The organism is Citrobacter sp. XY323, from assembly GCF_025106035.1.
Classification (GTDB): Bacteria; Pseudomonadota; Gammaproteobacteria; order Enterobacterales; family Enterobacteriaceae; genus Citrobacter; species Citrobacter braakii.
On the sequence record NZ_JANYUK010000015.1, the window covers coordinates 112968 to 129669 of the forward strand.

The 16702-nt window shown below is 53.1% G+C and carries 12 protein-coding genes; 6 read left to right on the forward strand and 6 right to left on the reverse strand.

All coding sequences use genetic code 11. The features are described from left to right. Positions 1–5 precede the first annotated feature (5 nt). Both fsa and ptsP read right to left on the reverse strand, forming a co-directional pair. Positions 6–668, reverse strand: a complete 663-nt coding sequence (gene fsa / locus N0B36_RS20300) for a fructose-6-phosphate aldolase (RefSeq protein WP_016155276.1) — start codon at positions 666–668, stop codon at positions 6–8. A gap of 15 nt (positions 669–683) precedes the next feature. After that, positions 684–3185 carry a phosphoenolpyruvate--protein phosphotransferase gene (ptsP, locus tag N0B36_RS20305; protein ID WP_259688910.1) on the reverse strand — a complete coding sequence of 834 codons (2502 nt, stop codon included), beginning with the start codon at positions 3183–3185 and terminating at the stop codon, positions 684–686. 308 nt (positions 3186–3493) lie between these two features. Between ptsP and N0B36_RS20310 the strand changes: the two genes are divergently transcribed. From N0B36_RS20310 to N0B36_RS20330, 5 genes are all read left to right on the forward strand, one after another. After that, positions 3494–4573 carry a PTS fructose transporter subunit EIIC gene (locus N0B36_RS20310; RefSeq protein ID WP_003825153.1) on the forward strand — a complete coding sequence of 360 codons (1080 nt, stop codon included), beginning with the start codon at positions 3494–3496 and terminating at the stop codon, positions 4571–4573. A gap of 14 nt (positions 4574–4587) precedes the next feature. Next, complete coding sequence (locus tag N0B36_RS20315; protein ID WP_016155279.1) at positions 4588–4908, forward strand: PTS fructose-like transporter subunit IIB; 321 nt, start codon at positions 4588–4590, stop codon at positions 4906–4908. Between the two features lie 103 nt (positions 4909–5011). Beyond that, positions 5012–7309 (forward strand): formate C-acetyltransferase, encoded by a 2298-nt coding sequence (locus tag N0B36_RS20320; RefSeq protein ID WP_259688907.1) that lies wholly within the window; start codon positions 5012–5014, stop codon positions 7307–7309. After that, complete coding sequence (locus tag N0B36_RS20325; RefSeq protein ID WP_200108521.1) at positions 7275–8153, forward strand: [formate-C-acetyltransferase]-activating enzyme; 879 nt, start codon at positions 7275–7277, stop codon at positions 8151–8153. Before N0B36_RS20320 ends, N0B36_RS20325 begins: the two co-directional genes overlap by 35 nt. A gap of 1 nt (position 8154) precedes the next feature. Beyond that, positions 8155–8511, forward strand: a complete 357-nt coding sequence (locus tag N0B36_RS20330; RefSeq protein WP_016155282.1) for a PTS fructose-like transporter subunit IIB — start codon at positions 8155–8157, stop codon at positions 8509–8511. Here N0B36_RS20330 and N0B36_RS20335 read toward each other — a convergent pair. The 4 genes from N0B36_RS20335 to argE form a co-directional block, all read right to left on the reverse strand. Further along, positions 8498–9358: a helix-turn-helix transcriptional regulator gene (locus tag N0B36_RS20335; protein ID WP_259688911.1), complete on the reverse strand. Its 861-nt coding sequence runs from the start codon at positions 9356–9358 to the stop codon at positions 8498–8500. The genes N0B36_RS20330 and N0B36_RS20335 overlap by 14 nt on opposite strands. Before the next feature lie 86 nt (positions 9359–9444). Then, positions 9445–11178: a phosphoethanolamine transferase CptA gene (locus tag N0B36_RS20340; RefSeq protein WP_259688908.1), complete on the reverse strand. Its 1734-nt coding sequence runs from the start codon at positions 11176–11178 to the stop codon at positions 9445–9447. A 209-nt stretch (positions 11179–11387) separates the two neighbouring features. Beyond that, positions 11388–14039, reverse strand: a complete 2652-nt coding sequence (gene ppc, locus N0B36_RS20345; RefSeq protein WP_016157932.1) for a phosphoenolpyruvate carboxylase — start codon at positions 14037–14039, stop codon at positions 11388–11390. A 343-nt stretch (positions 14040–14382) separates the two neighbouring features. Then, positions 14383–15534 carry an acetylornithine deacetylase gene (gene argE / locus N0B36_RS20350; protein WP_016155286.1) on the reverse strand — a complete coding sequence of 384 codons (1152 nt, stop codon included), beginning with the start codon at positions 15532–15534 and terminating at the stop codon, positions 14383–14385. A gap of 155 nt (positions 15535–15689) precedes the next feature. Here argE and argC point away from each other — a divergent pair, with 155 nt between their 5' ends. Continuing rightward, positions 15690–16694: an N-acetyl-gamma-glutamyl-phosphate reductase gene (argC, locus tag N0B36_RS20355; protein ID WP_153689832.1), complete on the forward strand. Its 1005-nt coding sequence runs from the start codon at positions 15690–15692 to the stop codon at positions 16692–16694. Positions 16695–16702 lie beyond the last annotated feature (8 nt).

Below are 16702 nucleotides of genomic sequence, written 5' to 3' on the forward strand. Positions count from 1 at the left end.
TTCCCTCACAGGTTGATGTGACCAAATGTATTGTTCCAGTCATGTTCAAACTTCTCTATTGCTGACTCTACCGCAGGGGTATTGAGCATTTGTTGCGCTACGTCTAATGGCAGGGTGATTGCTTCACATCCTGCCAGTAAGCAATCCAGCGCCTGACGAGGGGTTTTAAAGCTGGCTGCCAGTACCATGCTGTTTGGCGCATGCAGTTCCAGTAACGTTTGCAGTTCTTGTACCGTGCGAATTCCGTCGCCGCCCTGCGCGTCAATACGGTTAACGTAAGGCGCGATATATTTCGCCCCCGCCAGCGCTGCCAGCAGCCCCTGAGAGGCACTGTACACGGCGGTTCCCAGCGTGGTGATACCCTCTTTTTTCAGCATCTTGATCGCGGCCAGACCTTCGGATGTCACCGGGATTTTTACCACCAGACCGGGGACCGCGTTGCTCAGACGTTTGGCTTCCTCCACCATGCCTTGTGCGTCTCGGCTCATGGTTTGGGCAAACAGAATGCCCTCTTCGCCAATGGCGTTTTGCAGGCGCGGCAGCACATCCCAGATGGATTCTTTGCTTGCTGCCACAATGCTTGGGTTGGTGGTGACACCCGCGATAGGGAAGATGCGTGCCAGACGTTCGACTTCCGCGACGTTGGCGGTATCAAGGTAAAGTTCCATACAAAAACACCCTCTTTAAAGTTCAAGTTCATGTTGCAGCAGGCTGGCGATAGCGTCGGCAGAGGCGGCGTTAACCAGCGCGTTACGGAATTCTTCATGCATAATGCGCCGTGCCAGACGCGAGAAAATACGCATATGCTGGTCGCCAGCGGCGTGTTTGTTCAGCGTCAGCATAATAATGAACTGCGCATCATCATCACCCCAACGTACCGGCGCTTGCAGGCGCGCTACGCTAATAGTGGACTGCTCAATATGTTCTGATTTGCTGTGTGGAATGGCGAAGCTAAAACCTAATCCGGTAGAGAAGACCGCTTCGCGCGCCCACAGATCGGCTTCCAGTTTACGCGGATAGCGGCAACGACCTGCCAGCAGGAGGTTGTCGGTCATCCCTTTGATGACCTCCTCTTTACTACGCCAGTCGCTATCCAGCGTGATGCACTCGGCGGTAACCAGAGGGGTATCCTGTTGGGTCATACGGAACTGAGCCAGCAGATGTTCGACCTCCAGCGACGTTCGACACGCCATTGCTTGATTCAGCAACTGACGGCAGGCGCGGCTGTCAAGTTGCGCCATCCGCGCTTTGGCGGCGGGAATGGAGGGAGCGCTCATGCTGATCTCGTCCAGACCCAGTCCCACAAGCAGCGGTAGTACTGAACCTTTAGCGCCAAGTTCGCCGCACAGGCCAATCCATTTCCCCTGACGATGTACCGCCTGTACGGCGTAATCCAGTGCGCGCAAGAAGGCTGGATTCAGGCTGTTGTAATGGCGGGTAACTTTGGCGTTGTCGCGGTCGACCGCCAGCAGGTATTGCGTCAGGTCATTACTGCCAATACTAAAGAAATCAATTTCTTCGCAGCATTGATCGATGATGAACATCACTGACGGAACCTCCAGCATGATACCGAGCGGGATCTTCTCATCAAACGGGATGTGTTCAGTACGCAGTTGCTGTTTAGCTTCGGCCAGCTTCTCTTTGACCCACAGGATCTCTTCCATAGAGGAGATCATTGGGATCATGATTTTCAGGCTACCGTGCGCTGATGCGCGCAGGATCGATCGCAGTTGTGTGGTAAACAAAGCGGCGTATTCTTCATAGATACGCACCGCGCGATAACCGAGGAACGGGTTGGCTTCGGCAGGAATATTCAGGTAATCAACGGGTTTATCACCGCCGATATCCATGGTGCGCACAATGATGCTGCGTCCCTGCGCGGGCTCCAGCGCCTGGCAGAAAATGTTGTATAGCTCGTTCTCATCCGGGGCGCAGGTACGGTCCATATACAGCATTTCCGTGCGGAACAGGCCAACCGCTTCCGCACCGTTGCCAAAGGCTGCTTGCGCTTCCACGGAATGGGCGATGTTGGCGGCGACTTCCATGCGGATGCCATCACCCGTGCGCGCCTCCTGGGTCAGCCAGATACGTTGTTGTTCTCGAATGGCATCCTGGATACGGGCTTCCTGCTGGTAGTAACGTACGACGGATTCATCAGGGGCAACAATGACCGCTCCTGCGTTACCATCGATATAAACCGTTTGCTGCAGCCATGGCATTAAGGATTCAATATCTACGCCAACCAGCGTAGGAATGTTGAATGACCGGGCGAGAATCACCGTGTGTGAAGTGGTACCGCCGCTTTTTAACAGCAAGCCTTTCAGCAATGTTTTGTCCAGTTCGAGGAACTGGCTCGGTGTGAGCTCGTCCGCCATACAGACCGTAGGCTGGGTTAGTTTTCCCGGCGCAGGGAAACGCTGCTCTCCATAAATTTGCTGCAGAAGCTGGAAGCAGACATCGCGCACATCCAGCGCACGTTCCTGTAAATAACTGCTGCTGGAGCGGGAGAATTCATCACAAAAATGTCCGGCACTTTCGACAATCGCCTGGGCGCAGCTTAACCCGCGAGATACTCCAGCGAGCAGGTGCTGACGCAGTGAGAGGTCGCTTGCCAGCGAGCGGTGTGCTTCCAGAATCGCACTGGTTGTGCCGTCGCTGTCGAGTAACCGAAACGCAATATTCTTCATCAGCAGCGTTAAGCCGTTATCCAGTGCCGCCTGCTCGGTTTCAATATCTTTAGCGGATGGGAGATTGTTAAGGGCGTTGAGATCCAGCGAAGAGAGCAGACTCAGAACGCCTCCCGCACTGCCGCTGCAGACGGTGCGAGCGCGAAAAAGCTGTGGGTTTAGATTGGTGAGGGATGCAGGAAGTGGCTCCAGCTCGTTGCTTTTGGCTTCCGCTAGCGGTGCATCGCAGTGTGGAAATTCATTACGTAACCATTGGGTTAAATGCTGGTGGGCTGCCTGTTCATCTGCACCCGAAATCAGCAACTGGCAGCTATCACCCGCCAGAGTATCGGTGCCAATCAGTGCCAATGCGCTCTTGGCGTTACCCCTACGTTCGGTACGCAGGTTGTGCCACTCAATGTGCGAAGTAAAGGTGTTGCACTGCGTTTCTATGTGACTTGCCGGGCGCGCATGTACGCCATTGGGCAGCTCACAGGTAAATTCCACAATCAGGGCCATAGCCTCATCTCCCATAACGATTTCTCGCTACAGGATAAAAGGGCAACGCCTGAGCCTGCCATCTGACAAATCTGCCAAAAACTGGATAAATGTAATGTAACCATCAAAGTGAGATATCCCTCACAAGTCAGTTTGTCCTCTATAAATTCCGAGAAACTACAAGTTATGAGGCGGATCGCATTTTTGCTCTGACATTACAAAAGTCCAGCAAATGGCCTTTTTATCCACTGTTTGCGCCGCGTCGGATTGCCTATTGTTTTCCGCAACAAGTTTATGGATATGGGCTTTAGGCAGCCTGGGAGCGACTTATGAAAGAGTTGGTACAAATCCTGAAAAATACCCGTCAGCACCTGATGACGGGTGTTTCGCATATGATCCCCTTCGTAGTCGCGGGTGGAATTTTGCTGGCGGTCTCCGTCATGTTGTATGGCAAGGGCGCGGTACCGGATGCGGCGACCGATCCTAATCTCAAGAAACTGTTTGATATTGGCGTCGCAGGGCTGACGTTGATGGTGCCATTCCTTGCCGCTTACATTGGTTATTCCATTGCTGAACGTTCTGCTCTCGCCCCTTGTGCGATTGGCGCATGGGTGGGAAACAGCTTCGGCGCAGGTTTTTTCGGCGCGCTAATTGCCGGGATTATTGGCGGTATCGTCGTCCATTATCTGAAGAAGATCCCCGTACATAAGGTGCTGCGATCGGTAATGCCTATCTTCGTTATTCCTATTGTCGGCACCTTTATCACCGCAGGCATCATGATGTGGGGCCTGGGAGAACCCGTTGGCGCGTTAACCACTAGCCTGACCGAGTGGCTGCAGGGTATGCAGCAGGGCAGCATCGTGCTGCTGGCGGTAATTATGGGACTGATGTTGGCCTTCGATATGGGGGGGCCGATTAACAAAGTTGCCTACGCTTTCATGCTGATTTGCGTGGCGCAGGGTGTTTATACCGTGGTGGCAATCGCCGCGGTAGGGATCTGCGTGCCGCCGCTGGGCTTAGGTTTGGCGACGCTGATTGGTCGTAAGAATTTCTCTTCTGAAGAACGTGAAGCCGGTAAAGCCGCGCTGGTGATGGGCTGCGTTGGCGTAACGGAAGGCGCAATTCCTTTTGCTGCCGCCGATCCGCTGCGCGTTATCCCATCCATTATGGTGGGTTCCGCCTGCGGCACGGTAACCGCCGCGCTGTTTGGTGCGCAGTGTTATGCCGGCTGGGGCGGGCTGATTGTTCTGCCGGTCGTGGAAGGAAAATTGGGTTATATCGCGGCGGTTGCCGTGGGGGCTGTAGTGACCGCTGTGTGCGTTAACGTACTGAAAAGTCTGGCGCGGAAAAAAGTGTCTCAGGTCGACCAGAAAGAAGACGACCTGGATTTAGATTTTGAAATGAATTAAGCGAGGAATGAGTCATGACCAAGATTATCGCAGTAACTGCATGTCCTTCTGGCGTTGCCCACACATATATGGCCGCCGAAGCGCTGGAAAGCGCCGCTAAAGCCAAGGGGTGGGAAGTAAAGGTTGAGACTCAGGGGTCGATCGGTCTGGAAAACGAACTGACCGCGGCGGATGTGGCAGAAGCCGACATGGTCATTTTGACCAAAGACATTGGTATTAAGTTTGAAGAGCGTTTTGCGGGCAAAACTATCGTTCGTGTCAACATCAGCGATGCAGTGAAACGTGCCGACGCCATCATGAACAAGATTGGCGCACACCTTGCGCAAACCGCATAACGGTTTGTTTGCCGGAAGGTGGTTTCGACTTATCCGGCCTACTGATACGTAGGCCAGATAAGCACAGCGTCATCTGGCATCAGTTTTTCTACAGGAGTTCCTCATGACTAACCGTATCCAACGTTTAAAAAACGCTCTGTTTCAGAATAACCGCGAAATTTCGCTTGAGCGTGCGCTGCTATATACCGCCAGCCACCAGCAGACGGAGGGTGAGCCGGTTATTCTGCGGCGGGCGAAAGCCACCGCATATATTCTTGAGCACGTTGAAATATCGATTCGTGATGAGGAACTGATAGCCGGGAACCGTACCGTTAAACCGCGGGCGGGCATAATGTCGCCGGAAATGGATCCTTACTGGCTGCTCAACGAGCTGGAGCAGTTTCCAACCCGTCCGCAGGACCGTTTTGACATCAGCGAAGAGGATAAACATCTCTATCGCGATGTGCTATATCCGTACTGGGAAAAGCGGTCGATGAAAGATTTCATCAACGGTCAGATGACCGATGAGGTAAAAGCCGCTGTCCGTACGCAGATTTTTAGCGTTAACCAGACGGATAAAGGTCAGGGGCATATCATTATTGATTATCCACGCCTGTTGAATCTCGGGCTTGGCGAACTGGTAGCGCAGATGCGGGCGCATTGTCTGCAGCAGCCGGATAACCACTTTTATCAGGCTGCGCTGCTGCTGCTTGAGGCTTCGCAAAGCCACATTCTGCGTTACGCCCTGCTGGCAGAAAAAATGGCGGAAAACTGCCCGGATGCGCAGCGACGTCAGGAATTGCTGACGATTGCTGAAAACTCCCGGCATAACGCCCAGCATAAACCGCAAACCTTCTGGCAAGCATGTCAGCTGTTCTGGTACATGAACATTATTTTGCAATATGAGTCCAACGCCAGTTCGCTCTCACTCGGACGCTTCGACCAGTATATGCTGCCGTTTTATCAGACCTCGCTGACGCAGGGGGAAGATCCTGCATTCTTAAAAGAAATACTCGAATCGCTATGGGTGAAATGCAATGACATTGTACTGCTGCGATCCACCAGCAGCGCGCGCTATTTCGCTGGCTTCCCAACGGGTTACACCGCACTGCTTGGGGGATTAACGGAGAATGGTCGTAGTGCGGTAAACGTACTGTCGTTTCTCTGCCTTGATGCTTATCAGAGCGTACAACTGCCGCAACCAAATCTCGGTGTGCGCACGAACGCGTTGATCGATACGCCGTTCCTGATGAAAACGGCACAGACCATTCGCCTCGGGACCGGTATCCCGCAAATCTTTAATGATGAAGTGGTGGTGCCCGCATTTCTTAACCGTGGCGTCTCGCTGGAAGATGCGCGAGATTACGCGGTAGTCGGCTGTGTCGAGCTGTCTATTCCAGGCAGAACATACGGTTTGCACGACATCGCCATGTTTAATCTGCTGAAAGTAATGGAAATCTGCCTGCATGAGAACGAAGGCAATCGCGCGCTGACGTACGAAGACCTGTTGAAGCATATTCGTGCCAAAATCAGCCACTACATTACGTTGATGGTCGAAGGCAGTAACATCTGCGATATCGGTCATCGCGACTGGGCGCCGGTGCCGCTGCTCTCCTCGTTTATTAGCGATTGCCTGGATAAAGGGTGTGATATTACCGACGGTGGCGCGCGTTATAACTTCTCCGGCGTACAGGGAATCGGCATTGCGAACCTGAGCGATTCGCTGCATGCGCTCAATGGACTGGTATTTGAACAACAGCGCTTAACTTTTGACGAACTTTTGTCGGTGCTAAAAGACAACTTTGCTACCGCGGAAGGCGAGAAAATTCGCGCCAGGCTGATTAACCGCTTCGAAAAATACGGCAACGATATTGATGATGTAGATAACATCAGCGCCGAACTGCTGCGTCATTACTGCAAAGAGGTAGAGAAATACCAGAATCCACGCGGCGGGCAATTTACGCCGGGTTCATATACTGTCTCTGCGCACGTGCCGCTGGGTTCGGTCGTTGGAGCGACACCGGATGGTCGCTTCGCCGGGGAACAGTTGGCGGACGGGGGGCTATCGCCGATGCTGGGTCAGGATATGCAAGGGCCGACGGCGGTATTGAAATCGGTCAGCAAGCTGGATAACACGTTGCTTTCCAATGGGACTTTGCTGAACGTGAAGTTTACGCCAGCCACACTGGAAGGTGAGGCTGGTTTACGCAAGCTGGCGGATTTTCTGCGGGCATTTACCCAGCTCAAGCTCCAGCACATCCAGTTTAACGTGGTGAATGCCGACACATTGCGAGAAGCGCAGCAGCGCCCACAAGATTTCGCCGGGCTGGTGGTGCGCGTGGCGGGTTACAGCGCCTTCTTTGTCGAGCTGTCGAAGGAGATCCAGGATGACATCATTCGCCGCACCGCGCATCATCTGTGAGGTTATTGACCCACGTGGCGAGGACGTCGCGCGTATATTCAATATTCAGCGTTACTCACTGAATGATGGACAAGGTATTCGTACGGTAGTCTTTTTTAAAGGTTGTCCGCATACCTGCCCGTGGTGCGCCAACCCTGAATCTCTCTCCCCACGTATTGAAACAGTACGGCGGGAGAGTAAATGCCTGCACTGTACACCCTGTCTACGTGATGCTGATGAGTGTCCCTCCGGTGCGTTTGAACGTATCGGTCGTGATATCTCGCTGGACGAGCTGGAACGTGAAGTGATGAAAGATGATATTTTCTTTCGCACCTCTGGCGGGGGGGTGACGCTTTCCGGTGGTGAAGTGCTGATGCAAGCGCCCTTTGCCGTACGATTCCTGCAACGTCTGCGGCGCTGGGATGTTCGCTGCGCGATTGAAACGGCTGGCGATGCGCCAGCCAGTCGTTTGTTATCGCTGGCAAGAGAGTGCGATGAGGTGCTGTTTGACCTCAAAATTATGGATGTCCATTTGGCGCGTGAGACCATTAATATGAACCTGCCGCGCGTGCTGGCGAATTTACGACTAATGGTCGCTGAAGGAATTAATGTCATACCTCGCCTGCCGCTGATTCCGGGCTTTACGATGAATGTAGAGAACACGCAGCAGGCGTTGACGCTGTTGTCATCATTGGGCATAAAGCAGGTGCACCTGCTACCGTTTCATCAATATGGCGAACCGAAATACAAGCTGCTCGGATTACCCTGGTCGATGAAAGAAGTGCCCGTCCCGTCGGCGCAAGAGATAGATTTTATACGTAAGATGGCAGAATGCGCCGGATTTCAGGTAACAGTAGGAGGATAGTATGGCCATCGCACCTGTACGATATCTGGTTGCAGTCACCGCGTGCGTAAGCGGCGTGGCCCATACTTATATGGCTGCTGAACGGCTGGAGAAACTCTGCCAGCAGGAGAAATGGAGCATCAAGATTGAAACTCAGGGCGCGTTGGGTACCGAAAATCGCCTGACGGAAGAAGATATTAACCGCGCTGATGCGGTGTTGCTCATTACCGATATTGAACTGGCAGGAGCCGAGCGATTTACGCAGAGCCGATACGTCCAGTCGGGCATTAGCGCATTTCTGCGAGAGCCGCAGCGGGTGATGAGCGCCGTGCGAAAGCTGCTTTCTGCACCACAGCACACACATCTTACTTTGGATTAGCTTTTATCTCCGTCAGTTGGCTGTGGTATTGCCGACGATATTCTGACGGCGAACGTTCGGTATTTTTGCGAAACAGGCGGCAGAAATAGTTGCTGTCAACAAACCCACAGGTGTGCGCCACTTCTTTGATCTTCAGCTCATAACCCTTCAGCAGCGTTTTCGCGTGTTCCAGTCGCGTGTGATTCAGGTATTCGTTAAACCCGATAGCGCCCGTTTTTTGAAACAGGTGGGAGAGGTAATTGGGTGAGATGTAAAACACCTGCGCGACGGATTCTCGGGTGAGCGGCGAAGCGTAGCGTTCATCAATATAGTCGCGAATGGCTTCGAAAAGCGCCTGACTGCGTGATGCGGTCTGGATCTGGCTGCCCAGCAGATCGCGGCAGTGGCTCAGTAAGCTCGCAACGATTAGCTTGGCGGTTTGTTGCTCCTGCGGTTGCATCTGCATTTCATTGAGCGTTTGCAGCAGGAAAGAGCCAATTCGTGGCCCACGCCGCGCGACGTGCTGGCGGGTAAGATTTTGATACTGCTTGCCGTCCCACTGGACGATGCTGAAACCCAGTTGCTGTTTGCCGAACAGAATGCTGAGCGTGGTGACCGGTGTGAGCCACTGCGGAAAGTTCCAGCCGCCAGCCGGAACGAATAGCACATCGCAAGGCAGTAACGTCGCGGATGCGCCAGCAACTCCGTTATCAGTGAACTCACCTTCCAGCACAATTTCCAGCCGGGGAAAATCGACCTGATACGCCAGCTCCGGCGTTGAGCTACTGGTGCTGGCAAAATAAACCTGTCGCAGCGGCGTGGGGCCGTTAATCAGGCGGGAGAGAAGATGGCTGACGTCGTGATACATGTTTATCCCTTGCAGGCAGCAGACAGGGGAAACAGTAACCGTCATCATAAAAAAAGGCCACTCTTAAAGAGTGGCCGATACGAGTATTACTGATTACCGATTTGATCGCCGTACGGCAGGCTATCGTAATCAATCAGGGCATTCTTTTTGTACGGATTGCCAATCCAGCGGGTCGTCTCTTTGAACTGCGGGCTGGTAATGGATCGGGTCGGATCGAAACCGTCGTAGGTGAATCCCGCTAAATCAGACCAGGTGTGGATAAGCTCTGAGCTGCTGTATTTACGATTCACATCCTGTGAGAAGTCACGCGGGTGTGCAGCCTGCCATTTTTCAGAGGTCCACAGCAGGAACGGTACCGTATACATATGGCGCGTCGGGTTGTCTTCATTACGACCCTGCGTTTTATGCGGTGGCGTATCGTATACCTCCTCCCCGTGATCGGAGAAGTAGAGCAGGAAGCCGTTCGGATCGGTCGCTTTATAGTCTTTGATCAGACTGGCAATGATATGGTCATTGTAGACATTCGCGCTGTCGTAATCGTTGTATGCTTCCAGCTCATCATCATCCAGGCCGGGGGGAACATGGTCGACATTGTTATCGAATTTACCCTGACCATCCGGATAGCGGAATTTGTACTTAATATGCGTACCCAGCAGGTGCACGATGATGAACTTTTTCGGTGCCGGGTCGGCCAGTACTTCTTTAAATGGCGCCAGCACATTGCTGTCATATTCGCGCGCACTTTGCGTACGCTGCTGATTCATATAGAACTGCTTATCCGTCTGCTTAGAGAACACGGTCAGCATGGTGTTGCGAGCCGTCATCGTCTGCTGATTGGTGATCCAGAAGGTTTTATAACCTGCCTGTTTCATCATATTCATCAGAGACGGTTGAGTCAGGTACAGGTCCGGATTCTTCTCGTTGGCGAAGGTCAGCGCCTGCTGCAGGATTTCAATGGTGTACGGACGTGAGGTCACGACATTATTGAATACGGTGAAGTTAGGATCGGATTTATGCAATGCATCCAGTTCTGGCGTCGTTTCGCGCGGGTAACCATACAGGCTCATGCGACCACGCTGCGTTGACTCGCCAATGACCAGCACCAGCGTACGTGGGGCATCGCCGGAGTTATCTTTGAAGTTAGCCAGCGGCGGCAGGGCATTGTTCTCATTCAGCAGGCTATTGAGTGAGGTCAACTGCTGACGGTACTGATAATACCCGGAGATGAATTGCCACGGTGCGGCGGGCTCCATACGTGAGGCGAGACCATTTACCGTTTTTTCAAACGGCTTGTGTTTGATGAAAGTGTTAACGGCTATCGGATGCAGAATCAAACCGTATAACAACGCAAACGACACCAGATAGCGCCAGGGCGATGGAATATGAACAGGGCGCAGACGCGTCCACAGCAGAATAGCGATAGCCGTATAGGCCAGGGCGATAAGAACAATTTTTAGGCTGAAATACTGGCTGAGATATTCGCTGGCTTCGTTCGCATTGGTTTCAAACATCACGTACAGAACGCTTTGCGAGAACTCTTGTCCGTAGATGACGTAATAGCTCAGAGCAGCCAGCGAGGCCGTCCATAGCACCATGCCAATGACGGCAGCAATAATACGGATACGGTTTGGAAATAAAAATACCGGGATTAACCACAGCGAACTGAATAGCAAGGAGTCGCGTAATCCATTAGTTCCGCTATATCCGGTTAAACAAATAACGACCTGGAGTAAAGTGGAAAAAAACCAAAAATAGAGGAGCGCCCAACCCAGGGCTTTCCAGCTAAATTTAGGTTTAGACTGGAGTTGTAAGGATTGCATAATGTGAGCCTGTCTTTAATCGTAGCGCCAAGAGTAGCGACTTAATATTAAGAGGAACTTAAGCATCACGATCTTAGGATCGTGTTTTGCTGTTGATATATTCACAATGTGAATATATTCAGGCGGGAATATATTGAAAAAGAAGCGGTTATGACAGCAGTTTTTGTTGTCGCCTTCGTACAATAGCACGAAGGCGACGAGGGGGGACGTTAGCCTGTATTACGCATGCCGGCTGCGACACCAGCGATTGTCACCATCAGCGCTTGTTCAACGCGCGGATCCGGTGCATTGCCTTGCTCTTCCGCCAGGCGTGAGCGGTGTAACAGCTCAGCCTGTAAGACATTCAGCGGGTCAGTATAAATATTTCTTAACTGAATGGACTCGGCAATCCACGGCAGGTCGGCCATCAAATGTGAGTCGTTGGCAATCGCCAGCACGACATCGATATCGGCTTCCAGGCGCTGACGCAGCTCTTCACCCAGCGGCCACAGCTCTTTTTTGACCAGGCGCTGATCGTAGTATTCTGCCAGCCACAGGTCTGCTTTGGCGAAAACCATTTCCAGCATGCCAAGACGTGTGGAGAAGAATGGCCAGTCGCGGCACATTGCTTCGAGTTCGCTTTGCTTACCGTCTTCAACCACTTTTTGCAGTGCGGTGCCTGCACCCAGCCACGCCGGGAGCATCAGGCGGTTCTGCGTCCAGGCAAAAATCCACGGAATGGCGCGCAGAGACTCTACCCCGCCGGTTGGGCGACGTTTTGCCGGGCGTGAACCGAGCGGTAATTTACCCAGTTCCTGCTCTGGCGTTGCGGAGCGGAAGTAAGGGACGAAGTCTTTGTTTTCACGTACATATCCACGATAGAGCTCACAGGAAATATCGGAAAGCTCATCCATGATATGACGCCAGTTATCTTTCGGCTCTGGCGGCGGTAACAGGTTGGCCTCCAGAATTGCTGCGGTATACAGCGACAGGCTGCTGATGGTCACTTCCGGCAGGCCGTACTTAAAGCGGATCATCTCCCCTTGTTCTGTCACGCGCAGACCGCCTTTCAGGCTGCCGGGTGGTTGAGAGAGCAGCGCCGCATGCGCAGGCGCGCCACCGCGACCAATGGAGCCACCGCGACCATGGAACAGCGTCAGTTCGATACCGGCTTTTTCGCAGGTTTTGATCAACGCGTCCTGCGCCTGATATTGCGCCCAGGAGGCCGCCATCACGCCTGCATCTTTTGCGGAGTCAGAGTAGCCAATCATGACCATCTGTTTGCCCTGAATAAAGCCACGGTACCAGTCAATGTTCAGGAGCTGGGACATGACGTCATCGGCGTTGTTGAGGTCGTCCAGCGTTTCAAACAGCGGGGCAACCGGCATAGCAAAACCGATACCGGCTTCTTTCAGTAGCAGATGTACGGCCAGTACATCCGATGGCGTTTTCGCCATTGAGATAACATAGGCGGCAATGGAGCCATACGGGGCTTCGGCAATGACCCGGCAGGTGTCGAGCACTTCGCGGGTGTCGTTGCTCGGCTCCCAGTTACGTGGGAGCAGCGGACGCTTGGAGTTCAGCTCGCGGATCAGGAAAGCCTGTTTATCCGCTTCCGACCAGTTTTCGTAGTCGCCAATGCCCAGATAACGGGTCAGTTCGCCAAGGGCTTCAGTGTGACGGGTACTTTCCTGACGAATATCAATACGTACCAGCGGTACGCCGAAACATTTCACGCGGCGTAGGGTGTCGAGCAATTCGCCATTGGCGATAATGCCCATGCCACAGGCCTGCAGAGACTGATAGCACGCATATAGCGGGTCCCAGAGCTGTTCGTTTTGGGTGAGAAGTCCCGCAGGTTTCGGTAATTTCTCGCCTTTCAGACGGGCTTCCAGCCAGGCCTGGGTTGCCATCAGACGTGAACGCAGGGTTTTCATCAGATAACGGTAAGGTTCTGCTGCGCCTTCTTCGCCCACCAGCGCCAACAGTTCCGGTGTGGCATCCACCATCGACAGCTCAGAAATCAGAAACTGAATGTCTTTCAGGAACAGATCGGTCGCTTTCCAGCGGCTGAGTAGCAGCACGTGACGGGTGATATCCGCCGTTACGTTCGGGTTGCCATCGCGGTCGCCGCCCATCCAGGAGGTAAAGCGAACCGGGACAAAATCAACGGGCAGCTTATAGCCCAGATGCTCTTCCAGTTGTTCGTTCAGCTCGCGCAGATAATTCGGTACGCCTTCCCACAGGCTATTTTCAACCACCGCGAAGCCCCATTTGGCTTCATCAACCGGGCTTGGGCGCAGCTTGCGGATTTCATCCGTATGCCAGGACTGGGCAATCAACTGGCGCAGACGGCGCATCAGCTGATGGCGCTCGTAATCGACGAGGTCTTTGTTATCAAGTTGCTTGAGACAGGCGTTCACTTCACCCATTTTATGGATCAGCGTACGGCGGGTGATCTCGGTCGGGTGGGCAGTGAGAACCAGCTCCAGGGAGAGAGATTCGACGGCTTTTTTGATGGTGGCTTCATCGAGGTTGGGCTGCTCTTTCAGTTTACGCAGAGTGCGAGCAATCACTTCCGGGTTGCTGGCTGCTTCGCCTTTTGGCGAAATGCTGTGGTACTGCTCGGCGGTGTTGGCCAGGTTCAGAAACTGGCTAAACGCGCGGGCAACCGGCAGCAGCTCGTCGTTAGACAGGTTTTGCAGCGTAGTGAGCAGCTCCTGGCGATTGACTTCATTGCCGGCGCGGGATGATTTGGACAACTTACGGATTGTTTCTACGCGGTCAAGAATGTTCTCTCCCAGCGCATCCTTGATGGTCTCCCCCAGCACTTTGCCGAGCATACTGACATTACTACGCAACGCGGAATATTGTTCGTTCATATTAACCCAGACACCCCATCTTTAATTTATGCGTCCTGTATCTTTCGCGCGACATCGGCGTTGGCTGCGCTTGCCCATCTGGTCACTTACTTATGTAAGCTCCTTGTATGAGCTCGCTTGCCGCCTTGCTGTGACGCGAAATCTCTCGGACTTTGTATGTTAGCCGTCTTTTATAAAGCCACGTAAAAGTCGTGACGTCAATTGCTGCGAAATCGGTTCAGCAAACGAAAAAATGACGGGAATTTACGTTATTTAATTCACATCGAATCAAATAAGCTTTGCTTATGGAAATGTTAATAAATTACCTCGCTTACCACAAAAGGGTTAGCGAGGCGATAAGCGGTTAATGCCAGCAGAAATGATGCACAACCTGGGTGATCAATTCGCGGGTTGGCTTAATAAAACGAGTTTCCAGATACTCATCCGGCTGATGCGCCTGATTAATGGAGCCAGGCCCTAACACCAGCGTCGGGCAAAGCGTCTGGATAAACGGCGCTTCGGTGCAGTAGTTCACCACTTCTGTCTGTGCGCCCAGCAGTTTCTCAACCACTTGTACCAGTTGATGATCCGGTGGGCACTCATAGCCTGGAATTGGCGGATGCAGCTCCGACACCGTCAGGCGACCTGGCCAGCGCTCGCTGACCGGGGCCAGCGCGTCGTTAAGTAAGCCATTGAGATCGTTAAGCGTCATGCCGGGCAGTGGGCGAATATCCATATGTAGCTCGCAGCAGGCGCAGATTCGGTTAGCGGCGTCGCCGCCGTGGATGTGACCCAAATTTAACGTCGGATACGGGACGGTAAAAGCATCATGGTGATAGCGCTCTTTCAGGTCATCGCGCAGATTCATGATATGACCGATGGCATCATGCATCAGTTCAATGGCATTCACGCCACGAGCCGGATCGCTCGAGTGACCCGATTGTCCCAAAATGCGAATCGCATTAGAGATATGACCTTTGTGTGCGCGGACCGGTTGCAGGGAGGTGGGTTCGCCAATGATCGCGCAGTCCGGGCGTAAAGCGGTGGTTTCAGAGAAATAACGCGCTCCCGCCATGCTGGTCTCTTCATCGGCAGTGGCCAGAATGTACAGGGGCTTTTTCAGTTGAGTGACGTCGACGTCACGCAGCGCGTCGAGGATAAAGGCGAAGAAGCCTTTCATATCTGCCGTACCCAAGCCGTAGAGCTTATTGTCATGCTCGGTCAGGGTGAACGGATCGCGCGTCCAGCGTCCGTCGTCAAAGGGGACGGTATCGGTATGGCCCGCCAACAACAAACCACCGGCTCCCTGTCCAATGCTTGCCAGCATATTGAATTTATTGCGCGTGTCGGGAACCGGCTGGACCTCCACATTAAAGCCTAAATCTTTGAACCAGCCCGCCAGCAGAGTGATTAAACCTGCATTACTTTGGTCGAGCGCTTCTTCGGTGGCGCTAATCGACGGCATGGCAATCAGAGCGCGGTATATCTCGATAAATGGCGGTAAATTGTTTTTCATTGTTGACACACCTCGGGTCATGATAGTATCAATATTCATGCAGTATTTGTGAATAAAAATACATTAACGTTGAGCGTAATAAAACCCACCAAGTGTAAGGTGAGGTGATAAAGGCTTATATCTGGCAACAGAATCTAAGAAGGTGAGCAGCCCCGATGTTGAATACGCTGATTGTGGGCGCCAGTGGCTATGCCGGCGCAGAGCTTGTGACCTATGTAAATCGCCATCCTGATATGACCATAACCGCTTTGACCGTCTCAGCGCAAAGCAATGATGCAGGAAAATTAATCTCCGATTTGCATCCGCAGTTGAAAGGCATTGTCGATTTACCGTTACAGCCAATGTCAGATATCAGCGAGTTTAGCGCAGGGGTGGACGTTGTGTTCCTCGCAACGGCACATGAGGTGAGCCATGACCTGGCCCCGCAGTTTTTGCAGGCCGGATGCGTGGTGTTTGACCTCTCGGGCGCGTTTCGCGTAAACGACGGCGCGTTCTATGAAAAATATTACGGCTTTACCCATCAGCATCCCGACCTGCTGGAGCAGGCGGTTTATGGACTGGCGGAGTGGAGCGCAGACCAACTGAAAGACGCGAATCTGATTGCCGTGCCGGGTTGCTACCCGACGGCGGCACAGCTGTCGCTGAAACCACTGATTGATGCCGGGCTGCTGGATCTCAGCCAGTGGCCGGTAATTAACGCAACCAGCGGCGTGAGCGGCGCGGGACGTAAGGCGGCTATTTCCAACAGCTTTTGTGAGGTGAGCCTGCAGCCGTATGGCGTGTTTACCCATCGCCATCAGCCGGAAATCGCTACTCACCTTGGTGCGGAGGTGATCTTCACCCCGCATCTGGGCAACTTCCCGCGCGGAATTCTGGAAACCATCACCTGCCGTTTGCAAGCGGACGTAACCCATGCGCAAGTGGCTCAAACGTTGCAACAGGCGTATGGCGATAAGCCACTGGTGCGTCTGTATGACAAAGGCGTTCCGGCTCTGAAGAACGTGGTTGGCTTACCGTTTTGTGATATCGGGTTTGCCGTACAGGGTGAGCACCTGATCGTGGTGGCAACTGAAGACAACTTATTGAAAGGCGCGGCGGCACAGGCGATGCAGTGCGCAAATATTCGTTTTGGCTTTGCTGAAACTCAGTCTCTTATTTAAGGGTGCAA

Bases quoted from the DNA above. Each gene is read 5' to 3' on its own strand.
- N0B36_RS20340 (WP_259688908.1), bottom strand. From the start codon at position 11,178: ATGCAATCCTTACAACTCCAGTCTAAACCTAAATTTAGCTGGAAAGCC.
- N0B36_RS20315 (WP_016155279.1), top strand. From the start codon at position 4,588: ATGACCAAGATTATCGCAGTAACTGCATGTCCTTCTGGCGTTGCCCAC.
- ptsP (WP_259688910.1), bottom strand. From the start codon at position 3,185: ATGGCCCTGATTGTGGAATTTACCTGTGAGCTGCCCAATGGCGTACAT.
- ppc (WP_016157932.1), bottom strand. From the start codon at position 14,039: ATGAACGAACAATATTCCGCGTTGCGTAGTAATGTCAGTATGCTCGGC.
- fsa (WP_016155276.1), bottom strand. From the start codon at position 668: ATGGAACTTTACCTTGATACCGCCAACGTCGCGGAAGTCGAACGTCTG.
- argC (WP_153689832.1), top strand. From the start codon at position 15,690: ATGTTGAATACGCTGATTGTGGGCGCCAGTGGCTATGCCGGCGCAGAG.
- N0B36_RS20335 (WP_259688911.1), bottom strand. From the start codon at position 9,358: ATGTATCACGACGTCAGCCATCTTCTCTCCCGCCTGATTAACGGCCCC.
- argE (WP_016155286.1), bottom strand. From the start codon at position 15,534: ATGAAAAACAATTTACCGCCATTTATCGAGATATACCGCGCTCTGATT.
- N0B36_RS20325 (WP_200108521.1), top strand. From the start codon at position 7,275: ATGACATCATTCGCCGCACCGCGCATCATCTGTGAGGTTATTGACCCA.
- N0B36_RS20330 (WP_016155282.1), top strand. From the start codon at position 8,155: ATGGCCATCGCACCTGTACGATATCTGGTTGCAGTCACCGCGTGCGTA.
- N0B36_RS20320 (WP_259688907.1), top strand. From the start codon at position 5,012: ATGACTAACCGTATCCAACGTTTAAAAAACGCTCTGTTTCAGAATAAC.
- N0B36_RS20310 (WP_003825153.1), top strand. From the start codon at position 3,494: ATGAAAGAGTTGGTACAAATCCTGAAAAATACCCGTCAGCACCTGATG.